At 70.0% G+C, this 26280-nt stretch carries 23 protein-coding genes; 12 read left to right on the top strand and 11 right to left on the bottom strand.

The annotated features are described in order from the left end of the window. Nucleotides 1-170 precede the first annotated feature (170 nt). Together OG386_RS14490 and OG386_RS14485 are read right to left on the bottom strand one after the other, a co-directional pair. On the bottom strand, nt 171-1532 hold the full coding sequence (locus OG386_RS14490; protein WP_030008595.1) for an aspartate aminotransferase family protein: 1362 nt from the start codon (nt 1530-1532) through the stop codon (nt 171-173). Nucleotides 1533-1535: 3 nt separating this feature from the next. Continuing rightward, entirely contained in the window at nt 1536-2039 is a 504-nt protein-coding gene (locus OG386_RS14485; RefSeq protein ID WP_007266859.1) for an Lrp/AsnC family transcriptional regulator, read from the bottom strand. A gap of 168 nt (nt 2040-2207) precedes the next feature. Here OG386_RS14485 and OG386_RS14480 point away from each other — a divergent pair, with 168 nt between their 5' ends. The 3 genes from OG386_RS14480 to OG386_RS14470 all read left to right on the top strand — a co-directional run bounded on the left by OG386_RS14480 (nt 2208) and on the right by OG386_RS14470 (nt 5462). After that, the gene (locus tag OG386_RS14480; RefSeq protein WP_328788522.1) at nt 2208-3647 is read left to right on the top strand and encodes a gamma-aminobutyraldehyde dehydrogenase; all 1440 of its coding nucleotides are present in this window, start codon (nt 2208-2210) and stop codon (nt 3645-3647) included. A gap of 50 nt (nt 3648-3697) precedes the next feature. Further along, entirely contained in the window at nt 3698-4918 is a 1221-nt protein-coding gene (locus tag OG386_RS14475) for a polyamine ABC transporter substrate-binding protein (RefSeq protein WP_405788851.1), read from the top strand. Nucleotides 4919-4997: 79 nt separating this feature from the next. Further along, entirely contained in the window at nt 4998-5462 is a 465-nt protein-coding gene (locus tag OG386_RS14470; RefSeq protein ID WP_328788521.1) for a hypothetical protein, read from the top strand. Nucleotides 5463-5465: 3 nt separating this feature from the next. Here the strand turns inward: OG386_RS14470 and OG386_RS14465 are convergent, their stop codons facing one another. From OG386_RS14465 to OG386_RS14445, 5 genes are all read right to left on the bottom strand, one after another. Beyond that, on the bottom strand, nt 5466-6665 hold the full coding sequence (locus tag OG386_RS14465) for a serine hydrolase domain-containing protein (RefSeq protein WP_328788520.1): 1200 nt from the start codon (nt 6663-6665) through the stop codon (nt 5466-5468). Nucleotides 6666-6815: 150 nt separating this feature from the next. Then, the gene (locus tag OG386_RS14460; RefSeq protein WP_328788519.1) at nt 6816-7484 is read right to left on the bottom strand and encodes a response regulator transcription factor; all 669 of its coding nucleotides are present in this window, start codon (nt 7482-7484) and stop codon (nt 6816-6818) included. Then, nucleotides 7481-8647 (bottom strand): sensor histidine kinase, encoded by a 1167-nt coding sequence (locus tag OG386_RS14455; protein WP_443053170.1) that lies wholly within the window; start codon nt 8645-8647, stop codon nt 7481-7483. Before OG386_RS14455 ends, OG386_RS14460 begins: the two co-directional genes overlap by 4 nt. Continuing rightward, nucleotides 8644-9333: a glycerophosphodiester phosphodiesterase gene (locus OG386_RS14450; protein ID WP_328788518.1), complete on the bottom strand. Its 690-nt coding sequence runs from the start codon at nt 9331-9333 to the stop codon at nt 8644-8646. Before OG386_RS14450 ends, OG386_RS14455 begins: the two co-directional genes overlap by 4 nt. A gap of 36 nt (nt 9334-9369) precedes the next feature. Continuing rightward, nucleotides 9370-10395, bottom strand: a complete 1026-nt coding sequence (locus tag OG386_RS14445) for an adenosine deaminase (RefSeq protein WP_328788517.1) — start codon at nt 10393-10395, stop codon at nt 9370-9372. 110 nt (nt 10396-10505) lie between these two features. On the opposite strand from OG386_RS14445, the gene OG386_RS14440 reads away from it, so the two are divergent. Next, nucleotides 10506-11204 (top strand): DUF4190 domain-containing protein, encoded by a 699-nt coding sequence (locus tag OG386_RS14440; RefSeq protein ID WP_328788516.1) that lies wholly within the window; start codon nt 10506-10508, stop codon nt 11202-11204. Between the two features lie 10 nt (nt 11205-11214). Here the strand turns inward: OG386_RS14440 and OG386_RS14435 are convergent, their stop codons facing one another. Both OG386_RS14435 and OG386_RS14430 read right to left on the bottom strand, forming a co-directional pair. Beyond that, a complete protein-coding gene (locus OG386_RS14435) occupies nt 11215-12804 on the bottom strand; it encodes a TROVE domain-containing protein (protein ID WP_328788515.1) in 1590 nt (529 codons plus the stop codon). A 490-nt stretch (nt 12805-13294) separates the two neighbouring features. Then, a complete protein-coding gene (locus OG386_RS14430) occupies nt 13295-13849 on the bottom strand; it encodes an NADAR family protein (RefSeq protein WP_328788514.1) in 555 nt (184 codons plus the stop codon). Between the two features lie 194 nt (nt 13850-14043). Between OG386_RS14430 and OG386_RS14425 the strand changes: the two genes are divergently transcribed. From OG386_RS14425 to OG386_RS14390, 8 genes are all read left to right on the top strand, one after another. Continuing rightward, entirely contained in the window at nt 14044-15561 is a 1518-nt protein-coding gene (locus OG386_RS14425; protein WP_327383004.1) for a gamma-aminobutyraldehyde dehydrogenase, read from the top strand. Between the two features lie 69 nt (nt 15562-15630). Further along, nucleotides 15631-16881: a polyamine ABC transporter substrate-binding protein gene (locus tag OG386_RS14420; RefSeq protein ID WP_328788513.1), complete on the top strand. Its 1251-nt coding sequence runs from the start codon at nt 15631-15633 to the stop codon at nt 16879-16881. 128 nt (nt 16882-17009) lie between these two features. Then, nucleotides 17010-18158 carry an ABC transporter ATP-binding protein gene (locus tag OG386_RS14415; protein ID WP_328788512.1) on the top strand — a complete coding sequence of 383 codons (1149 nt, stop codon included), beginning with the start codon at nt 17010-17012 and terminating at the stop codon, nt 18156-18158. Further along, complete coding sequence (locus tag OG386_RS14410; RefSeq protein WP_328788511.1) at nt 18155-19084, top strand: ABC transporter permease; 930 nt, start codon at nt 18155-18157, stop codon at nt 19082-19084. Before OG386_RS14415 ends, OG386_RS14410 begins: the two co-directional genes overlap by 4 nt. Next, nucleotides 19084-19890 carry an ABC transporter permease gene (locus OG386_RS14405; RefSeq protein ID WP_328788510.1) on the top strand — a complete coding sequence of 269 codons (807 nt, stop codon included), beginning with the start codon at nt 19084-19086 and terminating at the stop codon, nt 19888-19890. The genes OG386_RS14410 and OG386_RS14405 overlap by 1 nt, the downstream gene beginning before the upstream one ends. 42 nt (nt 19891-19932) lie before the next feature. Continuing rightward, nucleotides 19933-21351, top strand: coding sequence for an NAD(P)/FAD-dependent oxidoreductase (locus tag OG386_RS14400; protein ID WP_328788509.1), 1419 nt, complete (start codon nt 19933-19935; stop codon nt 21349-21351). Nucleotides 21352-21504: 153 nt separating this feature from the next. Then, nucleotides 21505-22029 carry a hypothetical protein gene (locus OG386_RS14395; RefSeq protein ID WP_328788508.1) on the top strand — a complete coding sequence of 175 codons (525 nt, stop codon included), beginning with the start codon at nt 21505-21507 and terminating at the stop codon, nt 22027-22029. A gap of 45 nt (nt 22030-22074) precedes the next feature. Further along, nucleotides 22075-23865: a chitinase gene (locus tag OG386_RS14390; protein WP_405790818.1), complete on the top strand. Its 1791-nt coding sequence runs from the start codon at nt 22075-22077 to the stop codon at nt 23863-23865. Here the strand turns inward: OG386_RS14390 and OG386_RS14385 are convergent. Then, entirely contained in the window at nt 23850-24416 is a 567-nt protein-coding gene (locus OG386_RS14385; protein ID WP_328788506.1) for a phosphatase PAP2 family protein, read from the bottom strand. The two genes, OG386_RS14390 and OG386_RS14385, sit on opposite strands and share 16 nt — an antisense overlap. 394 nt (nt 24417-24810) lie before the next feature. After that, on the bottom strand, nt 24811-26157 hold the full coding sequence (gabT, locus tag OG386_RS14380) for a 4-aminobutyrate--2-oxoglutarate transaminase (protein ID WP_328788505.1): 1347 nt from the start codon (nt 26155-26157) through the stop codon (nt 24811-24813). Nucleotides 26158-26280: the final 123 nt, after the last annotated feature.

Raw genomic sequence — 26280 nt, 5'->3', positions numbered from 1 at the left:
CGAGGGAACGAAGCGGAGCCGGTCGAAGTCACTGGCGCCACACTGAGATGTAAAGAGATGAACGTCTTGGATGGTGACAGCACACGGCCCGGACCCTCGCGTTCTCACTCGAACGGAGGATCCGGGCCGTGTGGTTGGACTACTGCGGCTCGGTCGGCCTAAGGCCCCGGTTACAGCTTGGTCCATGCCTCGGTGAGCACCGAGCGCAGGATTCCTTCGATCTCGTCGAAGGTGCCCTGGTCGGCGATCAGCGGCGGCGCGAGCTGGATGACCGGGTCACCGCGGTCGTCGGCCCGGCAGTACAGGCCGTTCTCGAAGAGCGCCTTGGAGAGGAAGCCGTAGAGCACGCGCTCCGTCTCCTCGTCCGTGAAGGACTCCTTGGTGTCCTTGTCCTTGACGAGCTCGATGCCGTAGAAGTAGCCGTTGCCGCGGACGTCGCCGACGATCGGCAGGTCGTGCAGCTTCTCCAGCGTGGTGCGGAAGGCGTCCTCGTTGTTCAGCACGTGCTGATTGAGGCCTTCCTTGTCGAAGATGTCGAGGTTGGCGATCGCCACCGCCGAGGACACCGGGTGTCCGCCGAAGGTGTAGCCGTGCAGGAAGGTGTTCTCGCCCTTGTAGAACGGCTCCGCGATGCGGTCCGAGACGATGCAGGCACCGATCGGGGAGTAGCCCGAGGTCATGCCCTTGGCGCAGGTGATCATGTCCGGCACGTAGCCGAACTTGTCGCAGGCGAACATCGTGCCGAGGCGGCCGAACGCGCAGATCGTCTCGTCGGAGACGAGCAGCACGTCGTACTCGTCGCAGATCTCGCGGACGCGCTGGAAGTACCCGGGCGGCGGCGGGAAGCAACCACCGGCGTTCTGCACCGGCTCCAGGAAGACGGCCGCGACGGTGTCGGCGCCCTCGAAGAGGATCTCCTGCTCGATCTGGTCGGCGCACCAGCGGCCGAAGGCCTCCGGGTCGTCGCCGTAGATCGGGGCACGGTAGATGTTGGTGTTCGGCACCTTGTGCGCGCCGGGCACCAGCGGCTCGAAGGGAGCCTTCAGGGCCGGCAGGCCCGTGATGGACAGGGCGCCCTGCGGGGTGCCGTGGTAGGCGACCGCACGCGAGATGACCTTGTACTTCGTGTGCTTGCCCTGCAGCTTGTAGAACTGCTTGGCGAGCTTCCAGGCGGTCTCGACGGCCTCGCCGCCACCGGTGGTGAAGAAGACCTTGTTCAGGTCGCCCGGGGCGTAGTTCGCGAGGCGCTCGGCGAGTTCCACGGCCTTCGGGTGGGCGTACGACCACACCGGGAAGAAGGCGAGCTGCTGAGCCTGGTTGTAGGCGACCTCGGCCAGTTCCTTGCGGCCGTGACCTGCGTTGACCACGAACAGTCCGGCAAGACCGTCGAGGTAGCGCTTGCCCTTGTCGTCGAAGATGTAGGTGCCCTCACCACGCACGATGGTGGGGACGGGTGCGTTCTCGTACGACGACATGCGGGTGAAGTGCATCCACAGGTGGTCGTATGCGGTCTTGGAGAGGTCCTGGCTCACGGGCTATCGAGTTCCCCACATGTAGGTCTGCTTCTTCAGCTTCAGATAAACGAAGCTTTCGGTTGATCGCACGCCGGGGAGCGTGCGGATCTTCTTGTTGATCGTTTCGAGCAAGTGGTCGTCGTCCTCGCAGACGATCTCCACCATCAGGTCGAACGAACCTGCGGTCATGACCACGTACTCGCACTCGGCCATGGCGGTCAGTGCGTCGGCCACCGGATCGAGGTCGCCCTCGACGTTGATGCCGACCATGGCCTGGCGTCGCAGGCCCACGGTGAGCGGGTCGGTGACGGCGACGATCTGCATGACGCCCTGGTCGAGCAGCTTCTGCACGCGCTGGCGCACAGCGGCTTCGGAGAGGCCCACGGCCTTGCCGATCGAGGCGTAGGGACGGCGACCGTCCTCCTGCAGTTGCTCGATGATCGCCAGGGACACAGCATCGACCGAAGGGGACGGTTGTCTGTTCCTGGAATCTGCGCTTCGACTGACCACGACCTCACTGTGCACGAGGGTCGTCTGTTCCGCAAGACGGAATCGATGAAATTCGTTGTTTGAGGACTCGGATCTCACTGATTTCGTAGTTGGTGGCGTCTGGGTCTGTCGAAAGCCTCCGCCGAGAGGCTAGGCTTGGTATTCGTCTCAATCGTTGGACATGTGATCAGGAGTGTGGCTGTAGTGACCACCGAACTGCGTCGTCTGCGCAACTACATCGGCGGGGAGTTCAAGGACGCCGCCGACGGGCGGACCACCGAGGTGGTCAACCCGGCCACCGGCGAGGTGTACGCCACCGCCCCGCTCTCGGGCCAGGCCGATGTGGACGCCGCCATGGCCGCTGCCGCGGCCGCCTTCCCGGGCTGGCGCGACACCACGCCCGCGGAGCGCCAGAAGGCCCTGCTGAAGATCGCGGACGCCTTCGAGGCGCGCGCGGACGAGCTCGTCGCCGCCGAGTCGGAGAACACCGGCAAGCCGCTGGCCCTCACGGCCAGCGAGGAGCTGCCCCCGATGGTGGACCAGATCCGCTTCTTCGCGGGTGCCGCACGGCTCCTGGAGGGTCGCTCGGCCGGTGAGTACATGGAGGGGATGACCTCGATCATCCGCCGTGAGCCGGTCGGCGTCTGCGCCCAGGTAGCGCCGTGGAACTACCCGATGATGATGGCCGTGTGGAAGTTCGCCCCGGCCATCGCGGCGGGCAACACCGTCGTGCTCAAGCCCTCGGACACCACCCCGGCCTCCACCGTCCTGATGGCGGAGATCATCGACTCCGTGCTGCCCAAGGGCGTATTCAACGTCATCTGCGGTGACCGCGAGACCGGCAAGACGATGGTCGAGCACTCCACCCCGGCGATGGCCTCCATCACCGGCTCCGTGCGCGCGGGCATGCAGGTCGCCGAGAGCGCCTCCAAGGACGTCAAGCGCGTCCACCTGGAGCTCGGTGGCAAGGCCCCGGTCGTGGTCTTCGAGGACGCCGACATCGCCAAGGCCGTCGAGGACATCGCGGTCGCCGGCTACTTCAACGCGGGCCAGGACTGTACCGCTGCGACCCGCGTGCTCGTGCACGAGTCGATCCACGACGAGTTCGTGGCCGCGCTCGCCAAGGCCGCCGCCGACACCAAGACCGGCCAGCCGGACGACGAGGACGTGCTGTACGGCCCGCTGAACAACCCGAACCAGCTCAAGCAGGTCGCGGGCTTCATCGAGCGCCTCCCCGCCCACGCCAAGGTCGAGGCGGGTGGCCACCAGGTCGGCGAGAAGGGCTACTTCTATGCCCCGACCGTGGTCTCCGGCCTCAAGCAGGACGACGAGATCATCCAGAACGAGGTCTTCGGCCCCGTCATCACCGTCCAGTCCTTCACGAGCGAGGGTCAGGCCCTGGAGTACGCGAACGGCGTCGAGTTCGCCCTCGCCTCCTCCGTGTGGACCAAGGACCACGGCCGCGCGATGCGGATGTCCAAGAACCTCGACTTCGGCTGCGTGTGGATCAACACCCACATCCCGCTCGTCGCCGAGATGCCGCACGGCGGCTTCAAGAAGTCCGGCTACGGCAAGGACCTCTCCGCCTACGGCTTCGAGGACTACACGCGCATCAAGCACGTGATGACCTCGCTCGACGGCTGATCGGCCGCATCGATCACAGCACAGCGTTGACGGGGCGGGCAGTAGACAACATGTCTATTGCCCGCCCCCTCGCGTTCGCCGAGGCTGTGCCCATGCCCGAACTCGCCTTCTCCCGCCGTTCTGCGCTGTACGGCCTCGGTGCCGCGGGCCTCACGGCTGCCCTCGCCGGCTGCGGCGTGCCCGCCGCCTACGTTCCCGAAGAAGGGCGCGAGGGTCCGGACCGTTCGGAGCGGGACCGCAGCGTCGTGTTCTCCAACTGGCCGCTGTACATCGACACCGATGAAGAGGACGAGGAGCGCCGCCCGACGCTGGAGGCCTTCTCGGAGCAGACCGGCATCGAGGTCCGGTACACCGAGGAGATCAACGACAACGACGAGTTCTTCGGCAAGGTCAGCCCGGCCCTGATGAACCGCCAGGAGACCGGCCACGACCTGATCGTGGTCAGCGACTGGATGGCCGCCCGCTTCGTCCACCTGGGCTGGGCCCAGAAGCTGGACCGGTCGGCCCAGCCCAACGTGGCCCGGCACCTCGACCCGCAGCTGCGTTCCCCCGCCTTCGACGAGGGTCGGCTGCACACCGTCCCCTGGCAGTCGGGGATCACCGGCATCGCCTACAACCGCAAGGCCCTGGGGCGGGAGATCAGGTCGGTCAAGGACCTGTGGCAGCCGGACCTTGCGGGCAAGGTCACCCTCTTCTCCGGGCTGGACGAGTCCTTCGCGCTGCTCATGCAGGGCAATGGCGTGGACGTCACCCGCTGGACCGAGTCCGACTTCCACCGGATGTGCGACCAGGTCGAGAGCATGGTGAAGAAGAAGCACATCCGCCGGTTCACGGGCAACGACTACACCTCCGATCTGAGCAAGGGTGATGTCCTCGCTTGTCAGGCCTACTCCGGGGACGCCATCCAACTCCAGGCCGACAACCCGGACATCGAGTTCGTCGTCCCGGAAGAGGGAGCCGAACTCTGGGCCGAGAGCCTGCTCGTCCCCAACCTGGCCCGGCACAAGGCGAATGCCGAGGCCCTCATCGACTACTACTACGCGCCCGAGGTGGCCGCCTCGCTCGCCGCCTCCGTCAACTACGTCTGCCCCGTCCCGGCCGCCCGGGAAGTCCTGGCCGCCTCCGACGACCAGGAGACCGCTGAACTGGCCGAGAACCCGCTGATCTTCCCGGACGACGACATGCGCAAGAGGCTGGTCGTGGCCCGGGACATCTCCTCGGCCGAACGCCGGTCCCTCGCCAAGCGCTGGAACGCGATCGTCGGCCTCTGACCGCGCACCCGGCGGCGGGTGTTGAACGCGTTCAGCGAATTGGCTGAACGTGTTCAGAAACAGGCGTAGGCTTCCTTCCATGAGCGAGAGAAGCGCCCTTGAGCGGCGAATCCGTGCCTGGTTGACCCTGTTCCTGATCTGCCTGGTGCTCAGCGGCCTGACGGCCTTCCCCCTGGTCAGCGAGCTCCGTTGGGCCAACGCGCTGATCGACAACGAGTGGCTGCGACGTGTGGGCGACGGGCTGGAGCGGGCCGACGCCGAATACCCCTTCCTCCTCTACGGCACCGACTGGCTCGCCTTCGCCCACCTCGTCATCGCCGTCTTCTTCTACGGGGTCCACCGCGACCCGGTCCGCAACATCTGGATCGTCGAAGCCGGCATGATCGCCTGCGCCGGAGTGATTCCGCTGGCCCTGATATGCGCACCGATCCGGGGCATCCCCATCTGGTGGAGCGTCATCGACATGTCGTTCGGAGTCTTCGGGGTGATCCCCTTGCTGGTGCTCCGCCGCATGATCAAGCGACTTGAGGCGACGCCCGCCTGATGCCTACTTGGCGAAGGCCGCCATCACGACGCCCAAGACCACCGGGTTCATGTCCTCGCCCTTGGCGTTCGTGGAGTTGACCGAGTAGACCAAGGTGCGGGACAGGTCCCGGGTCGCGCCCATGCCGGTGTTGTACCCGTGCCGGCCCCCGGACTTGCCCCACAGCACCGTGCCGTCCGGCAGGGCGATCCTGGACATTCCCGCAGTCATCGTGGCGGCCTCCCCGGTGCCGAAGGTCTTCACCGCCGGCACCGTGAACATCTCCTCCAGCTGGGCCGCCGGCACGACCCGCCCGCTGAACAGGGCCTTGGTGAACCGCTCCAGATCGGCCGTGGTCGAGATGATGTCCCCGGCCGCCCAACGGTCCGAGGAGTTCCACTCGGTCACGTCCCGCAGCTCCCGGGAGCCGTCCGCCCCGGCTATCGCCTGGTACCCACGGTTGTGCGGACCGTAGATCCTCGTCTGCGTCCGGGACGGGAACGAGGTCTGATGCAGACCGAGCGGCCTCAGGATCCGCCGGCCGACCGCCTCCTCGTACGAGGTGCCCGTCACCTTCTCGACGAGCACGCCCAGCAAGGTGTAATTGATGTTCAGGTAGTGCTGGGCCGAGCCCGGAGTGAACTCCGGCTTCTTCGCGAGGGCATTGACCAGCTGGTCGTGCGGGTCGGTCACATCGAAGCGGTGCTCCCACTGCGCCTGGAACGAGTCGCCCGGTCCGTCCGCCGCCGGTATGCCGCTCGTGTGGTCGAGCAACTGCCGGACGGTGACCGCGCCGTAGGCATCGGGAACGGTCCCGGGCAGGTACCGCCGGACCGGCCGGTCGAGGTCCACCCGGCCCTCGGCCGCCAGCTGGAGGACCACCGCCGCGGTGAAGGTCTTGGTCACCGACCCCGCCCGGAACCTCCCCTGCTCGACGACCGCCCGCCCGGTGACGATGTCCGCGACCCCGGAACTGCCCCGCCAGCTGCCGCTCGTACCCCCGACGCGGACCAGCGCGGCGGTCGCGTCCTTGTGTTCCGCCCCGAGACCGGCAATCGCCCGCTCCAGTGCCGCCGCATTCGGCGGGGACGGGACGAGGGGCGCCGAGACGCCCGCCGCGCTCCCCGCCGGCGCGGGAACCGAAGCGGCGTGCGCGACGGCCGGACCGGATGCGATCCCCAGGACCAGGGCGGCTGCGATCAGCGTGCGCGTACGTGTGTTCATGGTGGTGTGCTCCCCCTGTGAGGTCATCGGCGCGGTCTGCCCCGATGACCTCAATGCTCCAGGTCAGAGGGGTAGTTGCGGATCACCATCCAGAGGGGTCTTCACCGGTACGACAACTACCCGGCGCGGGGGAGGCGACACGCCGTCCCCTCACTCCCCAGAGGGAGTACCCGCCGCGATCAGGCCCGTCTCGTACGCGCAGATCACCGCCTGGATCCGGTCCCGCAGCCCCAGCTTCGCCAGCACGTTCCCCACGTGCGACTTCACGGTGTGCTCGCTCACCACCAGCGACGCCGCGATCTCCGCGTTGGACAGGCCCCGCCCCAGGTGCAGCAGCGTCTCCCGTTCCCGCGCCGTCAGCACCTCCAGCCGGTCCGCCGGAAGGGCGGGCCGCACCGTCGCCGTCGTGTACTCCTCGATCAGCCGCCGCGCCACCGACGGCGCCAGCAGCGACTCGCCCGCCGCCACCACCCGCACCGCGTGCACCAGGTCGTCCCGCCGCACGTCCTTCAGCAGGAACCCGCTCGCCCCCGCGTGCAGCGCCTCGTACACGTACTCGTCCGAATCGAAGGTCGTGAGCATCACCGTGCGGCACGCGCTCCCGGTCGAAATCGCCCGGCAGGCCTCGATCCCGTCCAGCACCGGCATCCGGATGTCCAGCAGCGCCACGTCCGGCGCGAGCCGGGCCACCGCCTCCACCGCCGCCGCGCCGTCCCCCACCTCCGCCACGACCTCGATGTCCTCCTGGACGTCCAGGATCATCGCGAAGCCGCTGCGCACCAGCTCCTGGTCATCGGCCACCACCACACGGATCGTCAATTCCCCACCTCCAGCGGCGAGGTTACAAGGGACACCCGCACCGAGTACCCGGCCCCGTCCGGGCCCGGTCCGGACTCGGCAGTTCCGCCGTGGGCCGCCGCCCGCTCGCGGATGCCGATCAGCCCGTGCCCGCCCGAGGCGCCACCGGGTCCCCGGCCGTCGTCCGTGACCGTCACCGTGAGCGTTCCCGGTCCGTACGCGAGCGTGACGTCCGCCGCCGATGCCCCGGCGTGCTTGACCACGTTGGTCAGGGCTTCCTGCACCACCCGGTACACGGTCGCCTGCAATGCGGCCGGCAGCTCGCGCACCGCGCCGGTCCGTTCGTACCCCACCCGCAGTCCGCTGGCCCGTACCCGGTCCACCAGCTCCGTCAGGCCGGAGATCCCCGGCTGTGGGCTCCGGGGCGCGGCTTCGTCGGTGCGCAGCACACCCAGCATCGCGCGCAGCTGCGCCATTGCGTCCCGCCCCGTCTCCGCGATCGCCTCGAAGGCCGCCTCGGCCCGCTCCGGGGCCCTGCGCACGGCCACCGGTCCGGCCTCCGCCTGCACGATCATGATGCTGACCGCGTGCGAGAGGATGTCGTGCATCTCCCGCGCGATCCTGGCCCGTTCGCGTGCGGCAGCCTGCTCCGCCTCGATCCGGTTGGCCCGCTCCAGCTCGGCGGCGCGGGCCAGAACGGCCTCGGTGTAGGCCTGCCGCGCGTGCTGGAGCCGCCCCAGGGCGTAGGCCGCCGCCGAGACGAACAGCGTGAACAGCAGTTCCCGCGCCGTCCCCGTCTCCCAGCCCACTGACGCGGCCACGACCACCAAGGCGGCCAGCCCCACGGCCACGCGCACCCGCAGGGCGCACTGCAGGGCGACCGTGTAGAAGGCGATGAGGCCCGCGTACGGCAGCGGCTGCCCCGGCCCGTCGACGGCGACCTTGTAGATCCCCCCGACGGCCAGGACCGCCGCCAGTACCGCCACGGGTGCCCGGCGGCGCCAGATCAGGGGCAGCACGCCGGCCGTGGTCATCGCGTACGAGAGCCAGGTCACGGGAGGGAGATCGGGCGACCTGGGCACGACGAACGGCATCGTGACGGCCAGCTGCACCAGCAGGGTCAGGCCCAGGTCCTGCCACCGCGGATCGGCGCCGCGGATGCCCTCCCGGAAGGCCCGTATCACCGCCCGAGCCCGGTCCGCACCGCCGTCAGCGCGTCCAGCCGGTTCGTGGTGATCGAGTCGACCCCCGCCGCGACGAGGCCCTTCATCGTCCGTTTGGTGTCCGCGGTCCAGGCCGACACCAGCAGGCCGTCCCGGTGGAGCGCGTCCACCAGCTCCCGGCTCACCAGCCCGAAGCGGTAGTTGAGCCAGCGCGGCGCCACGGCATCGATCAGCGCCCGCCGCGGCGGCGACAGCGAGGTCCAGGTCAGCGCGATCTCCGCGCCCGGATCGGCGGCGCGGACCGCCAGCATCGTGTTCGGGCCCGCGCAGTAGTACGTCCGCTCGCGCGCCCCGCACTCGCGGACCTCGCCCACGACGATCCGCACCGCCTCGGGCGTGGCGCCGGGCAGGTCGAGCATCAGCCGGCCCGACCCGGCGGCCGTCAGGGCGTCGCGCAGCGTGGGAACGCCGCCCAGCGTCAGTCCCTTCAGCTGTGGGGCCGTGACCTCGTCGAGGCGTAGGTCGTGGCCCCACAGCCGCTGGAGCGTCGCGTCGTGGAGGAGGACCGGCACTCCGTCCCGGGTCAGCCGTACGTCGATCTCGACGGCGTCCGCCCCGCGCGCGAAGGCGGAGCGGAGCGAGGCCAGGGTGTTCTCACGGACACGGTAGGGATCGCCGCGGTGGCCGACGGCAGTCAGAGTGCTCATGTCCCCATTCTCAGGGGCGCAGTTGCCCGGAACGCGTCAGCGCGCGAGCCATTCGGCGGTGTACGTGTCGATCTCCGCGTTCAGCTTCGCCTTGCCGGCCGGGTCCAGGAAGGAGGCCTCGACGGCGTTCTTGGCGAGCTGCGCGAGCCCGCGCTCGTCGAGGTCGAGGAGGCGGGCGGCCACCGCGTACTCGTTGTTCAGGTCGGAGCCGAACATCGGCGGGTCGTCGCTGTTGATGGTGACGAGCACGCCCGCCGCGACCATCTCCTTGACGGGGTGCCGGTCGAGGTCGGTCACCGCGCGGGTCGCGATGTTGGAGGTCGGGCAGACCTCCAGCGCGATCCGGTGCTCGGCGAGGTACGCCAGCAGTTCCGGGTCCTGGGTGGCGCTGGTGCCGTGGCCGATGCGCTCGGCGCCGAGCTCGCGGATGGCGTCCCAGATCGTCTCCGGGCCGGTGGTCTCGCCGGCGTGCGGGACGCTGCGCAGACCGACGGCGCGGGCGGCGTCGAAGTACGGCTTGAACTGCGGGCGCGGGACGCCGATCTCGGGGCCGCCGAGGCCGAAGGAGACCAGGCCCTCGGGGCGGTGGTCGACGGCGAGCCGGGCGGTCTCGGCGGCGGCCTCCAGGCCGGCCTCGCCGGGGATGTCGAAGCACCAGCGCAGGATGACGCCGAGTTCGGTCTCGGCGGCCCGGCGGGCGTCCTCGATGGCCTCCATGAAGGCCTTCTCGTCGATGCCGCGGCGGGTGGAGGAGTACGGGGTGATGGTCAGTTCGGCGTAGCGGATGTTCTGCCGGGCCATGTCGCGGGCGACTTCGAAGGTGAGGGTGCGCACGTCGTCCGGGGTGCGGACCAGGTCGACCACCGACAGGTAGACCTCGATGAAGTGCGCGAAGTCGGTGAAGGTGAAGTAGTCGGCGAGGGCCTCGGGGTCGGTGGGGACCTTCGAGTCGGGGTGCCGGGAGGCGAGCTCGGCCACGATGCGCGGGGATGCCGAGCCTACGTGGTGGACGTGGAGTTCGGCCTTGGGCAGTCCCGCGATGAAGGGGTGCAGGTCGGTCATGGGGGTGCCTCCGGGAGGACGCGGGTGCGGGCAGGTCGGGATTCATCGTAGGCACGCCCGTGACTGTCGGTGGCAGCGCTTAGCATGGCTGTACGAGAGGGGGGCGCCGTATGACCAACAGCAGTCCCGAGCCGCGAGACCCGTGGGCGCCGCTTGAGCGGCCGGCGGTGGAGCTGGGCAAGTCGCAGGGCGGGCCGGGGACGCCGGGCGTGTCGGGCCCGCCGTCCGTGCACGACCAGCCGACGCTCGCGGGGATGCCGGGCGACCAGTTCACCCCGTCCGCGCCGACTCCGACTCCGATCCCGGCTCCGATACCGACGCCGACCCCGCCCCCGATGACCGGGCCGCCCGCGTCCGCTGCGTACGGGTATCCGGCCCAGCCCGGCTACGGGTACCCCGGCGACGCCGGATACCCCGCGCAGGCCGGTCACCCGGGATACCCCGGGTACCAGGGATACCCGGGCCAGGGCGGGTACCCGCCCTACGGGGTGCAGCGCAGCAACGGCTTCGGCATCACCGCGCTCGTCCTCGGGATCCTCGCGGTCGTCGGCTGCATCACCAGCTTCTTCGCGGTCGTGCTCGGGGCGGCCGCGATCGTCTTCGGCGCGCTGGGCCGCGGCAAGGCGAGCCGGGGCGAGGCGGACAACGGCGGGATGGCGCTCGCCGGCATCATCCTGGGCTCGATCGGCGTCCTGCTGGGTGCCGTGATGATCGCGCTCATATTCGCCGGTTTCATGGAGCGGGGGTCCGTCGACCACTCGCCCTACGACAGCCCCTACGACAACTCCCAGGTGCGCGAGAAGGTCTGACCGGGCCGCCTCAGGAGGCCCACGGCCAGTCGGCGTCGCGGCCGGCCTCGATCAGGGACACCATCCGGAAGGCCCCGTCGGTGAGCCCGCCGAAGGTGTGCCGGTTCGCGGTGCCGGAGGGCGCGTGCCCCACCCGGTAGCCGGCCAGGTTCCAGGTGTAGACCGGAACCGCGGGCGGCACCTCGGCGGTCGGATCGCCGCCGTGGCCCCACGCGGCGACCTGCTCGTCGGTGACGATCAACACCCGGTCGTGGCCGTCGTAGTACTTCTTCACCGCCTTGGCCGTGTAGGTCCCGCCGAGCTGCCCGAACCGCTCCAGCACCTTCAGCACGGACTCGCCGCGGCGGCACGGGACCGCCTCGCTGGTCGTACCGAACTGCACCAGGTCGGCCCGCTCGGCCCGCAGCGCCAGCGCCGTTCCGAAAATGGCCGCGGCGTCCGCCCGGTTGAGCTCGGATCGGTCCGACAGCGGCGACCACATCGACCCGGACCGGTCGACGAGGACCAGGGTCCGGCCCGGCAGCGCAGGTACGTTGGCCAGCGAGTGGCCGAGCGCCTGCTCCAGCGGGTACGACCAGCGCAGCGAGGGCGCGTGCTGATAGGCGGCCAGGTAGCGGAAGGGGAACTGCCGGGACCGGGCGACGACCTCCGGGTCGGAGATCCTCGCCGCGACCCGTGCGGCCACCGCGTCCGAGACCCCGGCCCGGTCGAAGTTGCGCAGGTTGCGCAGGAGCGCCATCGCACCCATGGACGGGATGACCGCCTCCCAGGCGGCCGCGTCCATCGGCCCCTGCAGCCAACCGGCCAGCGACTCCCAGGTCATGCCCGCCGCCGCGAGCCGCTCCGCCCCGTCCGGGGCGGTGATCTGCGCCCGACGCTCCTGCACCGGCAGCTCCATCAGCGCCCGGTGGGCCGCGAGGGTCCGGTTGCCCGCCGGGACCTCGGCGCCCTCCGGGTTGTGCCTGCGGTCGAGGGCGTAGCGGAACAGCTCGCCCTGCCAGGGCTTGGCCGGGTCGGGAGAGGCGTGCACGAGGTTGAGGACGTCGCCGAAGCGGAAGGCCTTGGAGTCGGTGTCGTACTTCAGCAGCGAGGTGCCGGAGTAGAGCCGGCGTACGGCGTCGGCGATGCCGCGCTTGACGGGCTTGGGCACGTTGCGCCCGTACGTCGCCGTCCAATAGGCCAGCAGCTCACCGGGCTCGTCCGCGCGCCGCAGCACGGAGTCGACCACCTGACGGTTCGAAGGCCCGTCGGTGGCGCCCGCGTCGAGCCGGGCCTTCACGTATTCGGCGGCGCCGACGAGGGAGGCGGTCCGCATGTTCGCGTCCCCGCGGAGCCAGCCCAGCAGGCCGGCCGTCCAGGCGGGATCCTCGACGGCGAGGGTGCGCACGAGCGCCGCGAACCGGTCGTCGCGCGCCTCGCCGCCTTCGTAGGCGGTCTGCTGCGTGACGAAGTTGGCGACGGCCAGCAGGAACAGTTCGGAGCGCGGGTCGCGCAGGTGGCCCGGGCCGCCCTGAGCGGTGCGGGCGGGGCCGGTGGAGCGCACCGGCGAAGTGGGCGGGGCGGGCGCCGACTTGGGCGCGCGCTGGTTGAAGCGAGCCATGAGAATCCCCCCGAATTCGATGGAAGCGGGGGAGGCGTTGCGTGAGGGATGCCCGAGATCGGGAGTCGGCGGCGGACTTTATGCCCGACGAGCTGCCTGGCTGCTCCACCGGCCCGTTCCCTTGCGGGTGACGAGCCGGGTGGGATTCGAACCCACGACCTCCGGGTCCCCAGAAGTAACCGTCGCCTGCGCACCGGGCATCCCCCACGCCGGCCTCCCGAGATCAAGGTGGCGGCGGCCTGGGTTTCTTTGCAAAAGAAGGAGCCGCAGCCTGCGCACCGGGAGGTGCGTGACGTAGGTGTCCAGAGATCGAAGTCGACGAAACCATGAGGTGCTCTACCAACTGAGCTACACCGGCCCGAAGCCGGCGACGGGACTCGAACCCGCGGCAGCCGAAGTAGGTCTCGCCTTCACACCTGGACGCTGATCACGTTAGGCGGCCCGTCCGGGCCGCCGCCACGCATTTACCCGGGACCCGCGCCGCTGCGCGTCACCCGCCCGCTTCGCGCAGCCGGTCGCGGGCCTCCATGAGGGCGAAGCCCAGCAGGTTCAGTCCGCGCCAGCGCGCCGGGTCCAGGGCTCGCTCGTCGTCGGCCGCCAGCCCGATGCCCCAGATCCGGTCCATCGGGCTCGCCTCCACCAGCACCCGGTTCCCGGTGCCCAGCAGGTACCCGCGCAGCGCCGGGTCGGAGTCGAACTTGTGCACGCTGCCCTCCACGACCAGGGCGAACCGCTCCCGCTCCCATATCGCGTTGTCGAAGCCGCGCACGAGCCGACCGATCTTCTTCGCCTCGGCCGGGCTCTTGGCCTCCACCGCGGCGCGCTCCGCCCCGGGGTCTCCGAACAGCCGGGCCTTGCCGGCCATCATCCAGTGCTCCGCAGTCGCATAACGGACGTCACCGACAGTGAAGGAAGCGGGCCACCACTGGCTCAGGCAGCTCGGACCGAGCCTGCCGTCCGGCTGTGGCCGGTGCCCCCAGAACGGCAGGTACTTCACCCGTTCACCGCGGCTGACCTGCTTGATCAGTTCGTCCATCATCTCCATGCACGCGAGTCTGACAGTCGCCACTGACACTTCGTACGGGATTTTCGGTGTGCCTCGACACATGGTCGACCGATTCCGTCGCGTAATCAAAAGGCAACAACGGAATCACTTGGCCGAGGGCATCACCTCTGCCAGGATCGGCACTCAATTCGAGCTGTAGCTCGAACTGTAGCTACGGAGAGCGTGAGAGCGTTATGGGCAACCGCTTCCAGGTCAAAGACCGCTTCGCGGACGGCGCGCAGTACATCGACGGGCGACTGAGGTCCGGCACCTCCGGACAGTCACACACCGTGGTCGATCCGGCGACCGGCGACGAGGTCCTGACCTACGAGCTCGCGAGCACCGCGGACGTCGACGAGGCCGTCGCCGCCGCCAAGAGGGCCTTCCCGGGCTGGTCCGGCGCCACCCCCGGCGAGCGTTCGGACGCCCTGCACCGGCTGGCGGCCGTACTGGCCGAGCAGGCGGAGGACTTCGCGTACGCCGAGTCCCTCCAGTGCGGCAAGCCGATCAAGCTGTCCACGGAGTTCGACGTACCGGGGACCATCGACAACACCGCCTTCTTCGCGGGCGCCGCCCGCCACCTCCAGGGGCAGGCGGCCGCCGAGTACTCGGGCGACCACACCTCGTACGTACGCCGTGAGGCCATCGGGGTCGTCGGCTCGATCGCGCCCTGGAACTATCCCCTCCAGATGGCTGCCTGGAAGATCCTTCCGGCGATCGCCGCGGGCAACACCATCGTCCTCAAGCCCGCCGAGCTCACCCCGCTGACCTCCCTGATGTTCGCGCAGGCGGCCAAGGACGCGGGCCTGCCCGACGGCGTGATCAACATCGTCACCGGTGCCGGCCGCGAGGCCGGAGAGCACCTGGTGGGCCACCCCGACGTGGTGATGACCTCCTTCACCGGCTCCACCGCCGTCGGCAAGCGGGTCGCCGAGATCGCCACCGCCACCGTCAAGCGGCTCCACCTGGAGCTCGGCGGCAAGGCCCCCTTCCTCGTCTTCGACGACGCCGACCTGGAGGCCGCCGCGCACGGCGCCGTCGCCGCCTCCCTCATCAACACCGGCCAGGACTGCACGGCCGCCACCCGTGCCTACGTCCAGCGCCCCCTGCACGACGCCTTCGTCGCCCGGGTGGCCGAGCTGATGGAGAGCGTCCGCCTCGGCGACCCCTTCGCGCCCACCACCGACCTGGGCCCGCTGGTCTCGCACGCCCAGCGCGACCGGGTCGCCGCCTTCGTCGAGCGCGCCCGCGCCTACGCCACCGTCGTCACCGGCGGCGAGATCCCGGCCGGAGACCTCGCCGAAGGCGCGTACTACCGGCCCACCCTCATCGCCGGCGCCGCCCAGGACAGCGAGGTGGTCCAGTCCGAGATCTTCGGCCCGGTCCTCGTCGTCCTGCCCTTCGACACCGACGACGAGGGTCTCGCGCTGGCCAACGACACCCCGTACGGACTCGCGGCCTCCGCCTGGAGCCGTGACCTCTACCGGGCGAACCGGGCCACCCGCGAGATCAAGGCGGGCTGCGTCTGGGTCAACGACCACATTCCGATCATCAGCGAGATGCCCCACGGGGGCTACAAGGCCAGCGGCTTCGGAAAGGACATGTCGACCTACTCCTTCGAGGAGTACACGCAGGTCAAGCACGTGATGTACGACAACACCGCGGTAGCCGAGAAGGACTGGCACCGCACGATCTTCGGGGACCGTCCGTAACCATCCGCGGCCGACGCCGCGTGGGCCCACCGCCTGACCAGCGGTACACCTCCCGAAAGGGCACAGCGCATGGAGCAGTTCGAGCCCGACCGCCTCTCGGCGGCGCAACTCGCCGCGATGCGGCGCAGCCTCACCAGCGGGCGCGGGGCCCTCACCCGCCGCTCGCTGCTGCGCGCCTCCGGAGTCGGAGCGCTCACCCTCGGAGGGCTGTCCGCCCTCACCGCGTGCGGGATTCCGCCCGCCAAACGCGAGGGCGACGCGGCAGCGGCCTCCGACGACCACTCGGCCCAGGAGAAGGAGATCAACTTCTCCAACTGGACCGAGTACATGGACACCAGCGAGGACGAGAAGAGCCGTCCCACGCTGGAGGAGTTCACCAAGCGGACCGGCATCAAGGTCAAGTACACCGAGGACATCAACGACAACGTCGAGTTCTTCGGCAAGATCCGCCCCCAGCTCGCGGCCGGCCAGGACACCGGCCGCGACCTGATCGTCGTCACCGACTGGCTCGCCGCCCGCATCATCCGCCTCGGCTGGGCGCAGAAGCTGGACCCCGCGCACCTCCCGCACGCCTACGCCAACCTGATCCCGCAGTTCCGCACCCCCGACTGGGACCCGGGACGGTCCTACAGCTATCCCTGGACCGGCATCGACACCGTCATCGCCTACAACGAGAAGGCGACCGGCGGCAAGAAGGTCGACTCCGTCACCCAGCTGCTCGACGACCCCTCCCTCAAGGGCCGCGTCGGCTTCCTCACCGAGATGCGCGACAGCGTCGGCATGACCCTGCTCGACCAGGGCAAGGACCCGGCGACCTTCACCACCGCCGACTTCGACGAGGCCATCGGCCGGCTCCAGAAGGGCGTGGACAAGAACCAGATACGCCGCTTCACCGGCAACGACTACACCTCCGACCTCGACAAGGGCGACCTCGCCGCCTGCCTCGCCTGGGCCGGCGACGTCATCCAGCTCCAGGCCGGAAACCCGGACATCAAGTACGCCATCCCGGCCCCCGGATACATCACCTCCAGCGACAACCTGCTGGTCCCCGCCAAGGCCCGGCACAAGGCCAACGCGGAGAAGCTCATCGACTTCTACTACGAGCCCGAGATCGCCGCCCAGCTGGCCGCGTACATCAGCTACGTCTGCCCGGTCGAGGGCGTCAAGGACGAGCTGGCCAAGATCGACCCCGCGCTCGCGGACAACCCCTTGATCGTCCCGGACAAGGCGATGGCCGCCAAGGCCCACGCCTTCCGCTCCCTCACCAGCGAGGAAGAGACGGCGTACGAAGAGAAGTTCGCCAAGCTCATCGGCGCCTGACGCACGCCCCGCGGCGAGCCGATCCCGCCGGACCGCGGCGCCGCCGCCGGACCCCTCCGGCGGCGGCGCGGACCGGCCCGTTCCGCCGAGCCTTCGACCCCTTGCCCCACCCAACCCCGGGACCATTCATGACTGACAAGACCGCGGGCGGCGATGTCCGCCTCTCCGGGATCAGCAAGCACTACGGCACCTTCACCGCCGTGCACCCGCTGGACCTGACCATCCCCCAGGGCTCCTTCTTCGCCCTGCTCGGCGCCTCGGGCTGCGGGAAGACCACCACGCTGCGCATGATCGCCGGCCTGGAGGAACCCTCCACCGGCACGGTGCACCTCGGCGACCGGGAGGTCACCGACCTGCAGCCGTACAAGCGCCCGGTCAACACGGTCTTCCAGAGCTACGCGCTCTTCCCGCACCTGAGCATCTTCGAGAACGTCGCCTTCGGGCTGCGCCGCCGCGGCATCAAGTCGGTCAAGAAGCAGGTCGACGACATGCTGGAGCTGGTCCAGCTCGGCCAGTTCGCCCAGCGCAAGCCGCACCAGCTCTCCGGTGGTCAGCAGCAGCGCGTCGCCGTCGCCCGTGCCCTGATCAACCACCCCCAGGTGCTCCTCCTCGACGAGCCGCTCGGCGCCCTCGACCTCAAGCTGCGCCGCCAGATGCAGCTGGAGCTCAAGCGGATCCAGACCGAGGTCGGCATCACCTTCGTGCACGTCACGCACGACCAGGAGGAGGCCATGACCATGGCCGACACCGTCGCCGTGATGAACGGCGGCCGCGTCGAGCAGCTGGGCGCCCCCGCCGAGCTGTACGAGAACCCGGGCACCACCTTCGTGGCCAACTTCCTCGGCACCTCGAACCTCATCGAGGCGTCGGTGGAATCCGCCGGCTCCGACGTTGTCGTCTCTGCCTCCGGCACCACCCTCAGGCTGCCCGCCGCCCGATGTTCGACCACGCCCCGCGCCGGCGGAAAGCTGCTGGTCGGTGTGCGCCCGGAGAAGGTGTCCCTGGTCCCGGTCGAGGAGGAGGACGCCATCGCGACGGGCCGGAACAAGATCACCGGCCGCATAGCCGCCTCCTCCTTCATCGGAGTCTCCACCCAGTTCGTCATCGACAGCCCCGTCTGCCCCGAGCTCGAGGTCTACGTCCAGAACATCGAGCGCGACAGCCGCCTCGTGCCGGGCGCCGAGGTGGTCCTGCACTGGAACCCGGAGCACACCTTCGGCCTCGACGCGGCCCAGGACATCGACGCGGGCATCGAGACGGTGGAGGAGGGCGCATGACGACCACCGCGGCGCCGCCCCAGGCGCCCGCCTCCACCGAACCCCCGGTGCACAAGGCGTCCCTGCGCAAGCGGCTGGTCCCGTACTGGCTGCTGCTCCCCGGCATCCTGTGGCTGCTGGTGTTCTTCGTACTGCCGATGGTCTACCAGGCCTCCACCTCGGTGCAGACCGGCTCCCTCGAAGAGGGCTTCCAGGTCACCTGGCACTTCGGGACCTACTGGGACGCCTTCACCGAGTACTACCCGCAGTTCCTTCGCTCCCTGCTCTACGCGGGCACCGCGACCGCCCTGTGCCTGCTGCTCGGGTACCCGCTGGCCTACCTGATCGCCTTCAAGGCCGGCCGCTGGCGCAACCTGCTGCTCGTCCTGGTGATCGCCCCGTTCTTCACCAGCTTCCTGATCCGCACGCTGGCCTGGAAGACGATCCTGGCCGACGGCGGCCCGGTGGTCGGCGTCCTCAACAACATCGGCTTCCTCGACGTCACCAGCTGGCTCGGCATGACCGAGGGCGACCGGGTGCTGGCCACGCCGCTCGCAGTGGTCTGCGGTCTGACGTACAACTTCCTCCCCTTCATGATCCTGCCGCTGTACTCCTCGCTGGAGCGCATCGACACCCGCCTCCACGAGGCGGCCGGGGACCTGTACGCCCGCCCCGCCACGGTCTTCCGGAAGGTGACCTTCCCGCTCTCGATGCCGGGCGTGGTCTCCGGGACCCTGCTCACCTTCATCCCGGCGAGCGGTGACTACGTGAACGCCGAACTGCTCGGGTCCACGGACACCCGGATGATCGGCAACGTCATCCAGTCGCAGTACCTGCGGATCCTCGACTACCCGACGGCGGCCGCGCTGTCCTTCATTCTCATGGCCATCGTGCTGATCATGGTCACCATCTACATCCGCCGAGCGGGGACGGAGGACCTGGTCTGATGCGCAATCCCCTTACCTGGCTCCGGCGCAACCTGGTCGTCATCGCGGGCCTCGGCACGCTCGCGTACATGATCCTGCCGAACGTCGTCGTCACCGTCTTCTCCTTCAACAACCCCACCGGGCGGTTCAACTACGCCTGGCAGGAGTTCTCCCTCGACGCGTGGAAGGACCCCTGCGGGGTCGCCGACATGTGCGGCTCCTTGTCCCTCTCGCTGCAGATCGCCCTCTGGTCCACCCTGGTGGCGACCGCGCTGGGCACCGCGATCGCCTTCGCGCTCGTGCGCTACCGCTTCCGGGCGCGCGGGGCGGTCAACTCGCTGATCTTCCTGCCCATGGCCATGCCCGAGATCGTGATGGCGGCGTCGCTGCTCGCGCTCTTCCTCAACATGGGCATCCAGCTGGGCTTCTGGACGATCCTGATCGCCCACATCATGTTCTGCCTCAGCTTCGTCGTCGCCGCCGTCAAGGCGCGCGTCCTGTCCATGGACCCGCGGCTGGAGGAGGCCGCCCGCGACCTCTACGCCGGCCCGGTGCAGACCTTCGTACGGGTCACCCTGCCGATCGCGGCACCCGGTATCGCGGCGGGCGCGCTGCTGTCCTTCGCGCTCTCGTTCGACGACTTCATCATCACCAACTTCAACTCGGGCAACACCGTCACCTTCCCCATGTTCGTGTGGGGATCGGCCCAGCGCGGTACGCCCGTGCAGATCAACGTCATCGGTACGGCGATGTTCGTCATCGCGGTGCTGGTGGTCCTCACCGGCCAGCTGGTCGGCAACCGCCGCAAGAAGGCACAACCGAAGTAATTCGGGAAAGCACGTCATCAGTTCCGTAGGGAGTTGGAAGCCATGGCCCCAGTCGCCATGCGTAGTGTTGCTGCATCACTTTCCGAAGCGAAGCCGGTCTCGTACTGGCTGGACGACCCCGGCAAGCCCGCCGCCGAGCCGGCGCTCACCTCCGACGAGCGCTGCGACCTGCTGGTCATCGGCGGCGGCTACAGCGGACTGTGGACCGCCCTGATCGCCAAGGAGCGCGACCCCGGACGGGACGTCGTGCTGATCGAGAGCAAGGAGGCGGGCTGGGCCGCCTCCGGCCGCAACGGCGGATTCTGCGCCGCCTCCCTCACCCACGGCCTCAGCAACGGGCTGGCCCGCTGGCCCGGCGAGCTGGCCAAGCTGGAGGAGCTGGGCGCCCGCAACCTCGACGCCATCGAGGAGGCCGTCGCCCGCTACGGCATCGACTGCGACTTCGAGCGGACCGGCGAGATCGACGTCGCCACGGAACCGCACCAGGTCGAGGAGCTGCGCGAACTGCACGAGGAGGCGATGCGCCTGGGCCTCGCCGACGGCTCCGAATGGCTGGACGGCGAGGCGGTGCGCGCCGAGGTCGACTCGCCGACCTTCCTCGCGGGCCTCTGGGACCGCGACGGCGTCGCCATGCTCAACCCGGCGAAGCTGGCCTGGGGCCTCAAGCGGGCCTGCCTGGAGCTCGGGGTGCGGATCTACGAGAACACCCGCGGCCTCAAGCTGGCCGCGGCCGGCTCCGGGATGACCGTGACGACCCCCTACGGCACGATCCTCGCGCGCCGGGTCGCCCTCGGCACCAACATCTTCCCCTCGCTGGTCCGCCGGGTCCGCCCGTTCACCGTCCCGGTCTACGACTACGCGCTGATGAGCGAGCCCCTCGACGAGGCCCAGCTGGCCGCGATCGGCTGGAAGGGGCGGCAGGGGCTCGGCGACAGCGCCAACCAGTTCCACTACTTCCGGATCACCCGCGACAACCGGATCCTGTGGGGCGGCTACGACGCGATCTACCCCTACCGGGGGAAGCTCGACTCCGAGTACGACCACCGTCCCGAGACCTACCTCAAGCTCGCGGAGCACTTCTTCACGGCGTTCCCGCAGCTGGAGGGGTTGAAGTTCAGCCACGCCTGGGGCGGCGCGATCGACACCTGCTCGCGCTTCTCCGCCTTCTTCGGCACGGCGCATGCGGGCAAGGTGGCCTACGCCGCCGGCTACACCGGCCTCGGCGTGGGGGCCACCCGCTTCGGGGCGGACGTGATGCTGGACCTGCTGGACGGGCTCACCACCGAGCGCACCCGGCTGGAGATGGTGAAGTCCAAGCCGATGCCGTTCCCGCCCGAGCCCTTCGCCTGGACCGGGATCGCGCTCACCAAGTGGTCGCTGGCCCGCGCGGACGCCCGCGGCGGACACCGGAACCTGTGGCTCAAGACGCTGGACCGCTTCGGCCTCGGCTTCGACAGCTAGGGCGTCCTGAGCGCACCCCCCCCGGCACCGGGCCGGCCGTCACCGTGTGACCCGATTCACTGCCATGGAGTAACGGAACCCGCGTCATACCTGCGCCCGGCCCCGCTCTCTCCAGGTGAGAACCCCTCACCTACAGGGAACGGAGGCCGGGCGATGACGATCCCGGGGGCCAAGACGGCGGTGGAATGGCTGGTATCGGTGGCGCCGGATCCGGACGCCTGCCGGTGGGAGTGGGAGCGCAACCCCCTCGGGGTCGCCCTGCTGCCCGCCGGCCGCGGCTGGGACGTACTGATCCTGCCCGAGGAGCTGGGGCGGCCCACCCTTGACGTGCTCAACATGCTGATCGACCGGCCCGGCCCGGTGCTCGCCGATTTCGGTGCCACGCGGCGGAGCCGCACATCGATGCCCCGGTTGGGTTTCTTCGTACCGGCCGGCACGGCGTCGGGGTGGCTCGGTACGGGCGTACGGGGTGTCGGGCACGGGAGTTGGATCGTGGTCCCGTACCCCGGCCGGACGATCGGCGGGGTGCGCTGGCTGGTGCTCCCGGACGGCGAGGGGACGCTCACCGATCCGGCCGTGCTGGAGCTGGCGATGCACGAGGCGGCCGCGCGCGTGCTGACGGAGGAGGCCGGACGTCTTGACAAGGGCATTGGTCTGGACCATCTTGGGCGCCGCTGACCCCCTCCATCCCCCCATGCCCCGGAGGCAGTTGTGCGCAGAGCCATACCCCTCCTCACGGCCGCCGCCCTCGCGGCGGCCGGTTTCCTCGCCGCGGGCCCGCCGGCCGCGGCGGCCGACGCCGACCTCGTACGCAACGGAGGCTTCGAGGCCGGCCTCGACGGCTGGAGCTGCTCGGGCGGCAGCGGAGCCGTCGTCACCACACCCGTCCACGGGGGAAGTTCCGCCCTGCGGGCCACCCCGGCCGGCCAGGACAACGCCCGCTGCTCCCAGACCGTCACCGTCAAGCCCGACTCGACGTACGCGCTCGGCGCATGGGTGCAGGGCGCGTACGTCTACCTCGGCGCGACCGGCACCGGCACCACCGACGCGTCGACCTGGACGCAGTCGCCGGGGGCCTGGAAGCAGCTGACCACAACCTTCCGCACCGGCCCGTCCACGACCTCGGTGACCGTCTACACCCACGGTTGGTACGGCCAGCCCGCCCATGTCACCGACGACCTCACCCTGGTCGGCCCGGACCCCGGCGGTCCCGGGCAGCCCCAGCCCCCGGCCGCCCCCACCGGCCTGACCGCCTCCGCCACCTCCTCGAACGCGGTCGCACTGTCCTGGTCGGCGGTGCCGGGCGCCACCTCGTACACCGTCCACCGGGACGGCGCGGCGCCCTTGAGCGTCACGTCCGTCTCGGCTGCCGTGACCGGCCTCGCCGCGGCCACCACGTACACCTTCCGGGTCAGCGCGGTGAACGCGGCGGGTGAGTCCCCGCAGAGCGCGCCCGCCTCCGCGACCACGCCCGGCGGCGGTGGCGGCGGTGGTGGCCTGCCCGCCCACGCACTCGTCGGCTACCTGCACGCGAGCTTCGCCAACGGGTCCGGATACGTCCGGATGGCCGACGTGCCCGTCTCCTGGGACGTCATCAACCTCGCCTTCGGCGAACCGACCTCGGTGACCTCGGGCGACATCCGCTTCCGGCTCTGCCCGGTCGCGGAATGCCCGAACGTCGAATCCCCGGCGGAGTTCAAAGCGGCGATCAAGGCCAAGCAGGCCGCCGGCAAGAAGGTGCTGATCTCGATCGGCGGCCAGAACGGCCAGGTCCAGCTCGCGACCACGGCCGCCCGGGACGCCTTCGTCTCCTCCGTCAGCAAGATCATCGACGAGTACGGCCTCAACGGCCTGGACATCGACTTCGAGGGCCACTCCCTGTCCCTCGCGACCGGGGACACCGATTTCCGGGCTCCCACCACCGCGGTCGTCGTCAACCTGATCTCGGCCGTGAAGGCCCTGACGGCCAAGTACGGCCCGGACTTCGTCCTGACCATGGCTCCGGAGACCTTCTTCGTCCAGCTGGGCTACCAGTACTACGGCTCCGGCCCCTGGGGCGGCCAGGACCCGCGCGCCGGCGCGTACCTCCCGGTCATCCACGCCCTGCGCGACGACCTCACCCTGCTCCACGTGCAGGACTACAACTCGGGCTCGATCATGGGCCTCGACAACCAGTACCACTCCATGGGCGGCGCCGACTTCCACATCGCCATGACCGACATGCTGCTCACCGGCTTCCCGGTCGCCGGGAACGCGACCCGGGTCTTCCCGGCCCTGCGCCCGGACCAGGTCGCCATCGGCCTCCCGGCCACGACCAACGCGGGCAACGGTCACACCTCGCCCGCGGAGGTGAACAAGGCGCTGAACTGCCTGACGAAGAAGACCGACTGCGGGACCTACCAGACCCACGGCACCTGGCCGGGTCTGCGCGGCCTGATGACCTGGTCGATCAACTGGGACCGCTTCGGAGGCTGGGAGTTCAGCCGGAACTTCGACGCCTACTTCGGCGGCTGAGCCGGCTGGCCGGGCCGGCCCAGCTGGCTCGGCCGGCCCGGCCGGCCCGTCCGGACGGCCCACGCCACGCCGAGCAGGAGGGGAGTGCAGAGCAGCAGGCTGGCCAGGACGTCCAGCGGCCAGTGCCACCCCCGCAGGACCAGCCCGACGGCCGTCGCCCCCGTGAGGACCAGGGCGGCGGCCGTCGGCCATGCCCGGCGGGTGTACGGGCGCACGAGCAGGGCCGCGCCGAGGTAGGCGACGGCCGCGGTGGCCGTGTGGCCCGAGGGGAAGTAGCCGGCGGCCCAGGGTTCCAGGGGTCCCGGCCGGGCGGTCCACGCCTTGAACGGGATGACCAGGGCCGGCACCAGGGCCATCGCCAGGCCCGCGGCCCCGGCGGCCAGCGCCCGCCCGCGCCGGGCGGCGTAGGCCATGGCCAGGACGAGGACGGGCACGGCGACCGGGACGTTGCCGAGGTCGGAGAGGCGCTCGGTGACGGAGTCCGGGACCGTGCGCACCAGGGCGCGGCTCAGCGAGTGGTCCGGGGTCAGCAGCGGGCCGGATACCAGCACCTGCCAGGTGACCAGGGAGAAGAGGAGGCCGCAGAGCGCGGCGATCAGGAGAGGAGTGGCCGGCCGTCCCGGAACAGGGGGGATGGTTCCGGGACGGCCGCCCGGATCGGGTTGCCGGGCGCCCCGGGGGGTTTGGGGCGAACGGCTGTCCGATCGGTGAGGAGTGTGCGCGAACGCATGCCCAGTACGGTGCTGGGGAAGCCCAGTACTGGTGTCGCCCCCGGTTTCCCTGGAGCGGGGTGTCTCACTCATCTGCAGAAACCGTACGGCAGTGAAAGGGGGACCGACAGCAGGATCGCGCTCCCGCCATCGGCCCCCCACAGCTTCTTCACAGCGTCCGCCCGTTACCGCCGGTAGGGGCCGGTCGCTGCGTGCGAACGTTCTAGACGTTCGATCAGATGGCCGTGCCGATGGCCGCGAACGCGGCCTCGATGAGGTCCAGGCCCTCGTTCAGCAGGTCCTCGCCGATGACGATCGGCGGGAGGAAGCGGAGCACGTTGCCGTAGGTGCCGCAGGTGAGGACGAGCAGGCCCTCGGCGTGGCAGGCCTTGGCGAGCGCGCCGGCCGCCTCCGGGAACGGGGTCTTGGACACCGGGTCCTTGACCAGCTCGATCGCGATCATGGCGCCGCGGCCGCGGATGTCGCCGATGATGTCGTACTTCTCCTGCATGGCCGTCAGGCGGGCCTTCATGACGGACTCGATCTTCTTCGCCGCGGCGTTGAGGTCGAGCTCCTTCATGGTCTCGATGGAGCCGAGCGCACCGGCGCAGGCCACCGGGTTGCCGCCGTAGGTGCCACCCAGGCCACCCGCGTGCGCGGCGTCCATGATCTCGGCGCGGCCGGTCACGGCGGCCAGCGGCAGACCGCCCGCGATGCCCTTGGCGGTGGTGATCAGGTCCGGGACGATGCCCTCGTCCTCGCACGCGAACCACTGGCCGGTGCGGCAGAAGCCGGACTGGATCTCGTCGGCGACGAAGACGATGCCGTTGTCGTTGGCAAACTTCACGATCGCGGGCAGGAAGCCCTTGGCCGGCTCGATGAAGCCGCCCTCGCCGAGGACCGGCTCGATGATGATCGCGGCGACGTTCTCGGCGCCGATCTGCTTGGTGATCTGGTCGATCGCCTGGGCGGCGGCCTCGGGGCCGCAGTTCTCGGCACCGGTGGGCCAGCGGTAGCCGTAGGCGACCGGGACGCGGTAGACCTCGGGGGCGAACGGACCGAAGCCCTGCTTGTACGGCATGTTCTTCGCCGTCAGCGCCATGGTGAGGTTCGTGCGGCCGTGGTAGCCGTGGTCGAAGACGACGACGGCCTGGCGCTTGGTGTACGAACGGGCGATCTTGACGGCGTTCTCGACGGCCTCGGCGCCGGAGTTGAACAGGGCCGACTTCTTGGAGTGGGTGCCCGGGGTCAGCTCGGCGAGGGCCTCGCAGACCTCGACGTAGCCCTCGTACGGGGTGACCATGAAACAGGTGTGGGTGAAGTCGGCGAGCTGCGCGGAGGCGCGGCGCACCACGGCCTCGGCGGAGGCGCCGACCGAGGTCACGGCGATGCCGGAACCGAAGTCGATCAGACGGTTGCCGTCGACGTCCTCGATGATGCCGCCGCCCGCGCGGGCCGTGAAGACGGGCAGCACGGAGCCCACGCCACCGGCCACGGTCTGGAGGCGGCGGGCCTGCAGCTCCTGCGACTTGGGGCCGGGGATCGCGGTGACGATCTTGCGCTCCTGCGGAACAGCGGTCATAGGGGGCTCCTGGGGGGTGTTTTCGGACGCACTTGTCTCTTTGTCCGCAGGCTAGGCCCGGGAGCGGGGGTCCTGCATGCTCCGTTCGGTAGTGATCACCGCGTGTCCTTGTCCGTGACGGCC

Source organism: Streptomyces sp. NBC_00273 (genome assembly GCF_036178145.1).
Lineage (GTDB): Bacteria > Actinomycetota > Actinomycetes > Streptomycetales > Streptomycetaceae > Streptomyces.
The sequence above is the reverse complement of the archived record's forward strand: the minus strand, read 5'-3'. Positions and strand labels throughout refer to the sequence as shown.

What these genes read in the sequence shown, in the direction of transcription:
- OG386_RS14420 (WP_328788513.1), top strand. Translation starts at nt 15,631, where the DNA reads ATGGAGCAGTTCGAGCCCGACCGCCTCTCGGCGGCGCAACTCGCCGCG.
- OG386_RS14435 (WP_328788515.1), bottom strand. Translation starts at nt 12,804, where the DNA reads ATGGCTCGCTTCAACCAGCGCGCGCCCAAGTCGGCGCCCGCCCCGCCC.
- OG386_RS14405 (WP_328788510.1), top strand. Translation starts at nt 19,084, where the DNA reads ATGCGCAATCCCCTTACCTGGCTCCGGCGCAACCTGGTCGTCATCGCG.
- OG386_RS14470 (WP_328788521.1), top strand. Translation starts at nt 4,998, where the DNA reads ATGAGCGAGAGAAGCGCCCTTGAGCGGCGAATCCGTGCCTGGTTGACC.
- OG386_RS14445 (WP_328788517.1), bottom strand. Translation starts at nt 10,395, where the DNA reads ATGACCGACCTGCACCCCTTCATCGCGGGACTGCCCAAGGCCGAACTC.
- OG386_RS14450 (WP_328788518.1), bottom strand. Translation starts at nt 9,333, where the DNA reads ATGAGCACTCTGACTGCCGTCGGCCACCGCGGCGATCCCTACCGTGTC.
- OG386_RS14415 (WP_328788512.1), top strand. Translation starts at nt 17,010, where the DNA reads ATGACTGACAAGACCGCGGGCGGCGATGTCCGCCTCTCCGGGATCAGC.
- OG386_RS14425 (WP_327383004.1), top strand. Translation starts at nt 14,044, where the DNA reads ATGGGCAACCGCTTCCAGGTCAAAGACCGCTTCGCGGACGGCGCGCAG.
- OG386_RS14465 (WP_328788520.1), bottom strand. Translation starts at nt 6,665, where the DNA reads ATGAACACACGTACGCGCACGCTGATCGCAGCCGCCCTGGTCCTGGGG.
- OG386_RS14440 (WP_328788516.1), top strand. Translation starts at nt 10,506, where the DNA reads ATGACCAACAGCAGTCCCGAGCCGCGAGACCCGTGGGCGCCGCTTGAG.
- OG386_RS14395 (WP_328788508.1), top strand. Translation starts at nt 21,505, where the DNA reads ATGACGATCCCGGGGGCCAAGACGGCGGTGGAATGGCTGGTATCGGTG.
- OG386_RS14400 (WP_328788509.1), top strand. Translation starts at nt 19,933, where the DNA reads ATGGCCCCAGTCGCCATGCGTAGTGTTGCTGCATCACTTTCCGAAGCG.
- OG386_RS14475 (WP_405788851.1), top strand. Translation starts at nt 3,698, where the DNA reads ATGTCTATTGCCCGCCCCCTCGCGTTCGCCGAGGCTGTGCCCATGCCC.
- OG386_RS14410 (WP_328788511.1), top strand. Translation starts at nt 18,155, where the DNA reads ATGACGACCACCGCGGCGCCGCCCCAGGCGCCCGCCTCCACCGAACCC.
- gabT (WP_328788505.1), bottom strand. Translation starts at nt 26,157, where the DNA reads ATGACCGCTGTTCCGCAGGAGCGCAAGATCGTCACCGCGATCCCCGGC.
- OG386_RS14430 (WP_328788514.1), bottom strand. Translation starts at nt 13,849, where the DNA reads ATGGAGATGATGGACGAACTGATCAAGCAGGTCAGCCGCGGTGAACGG.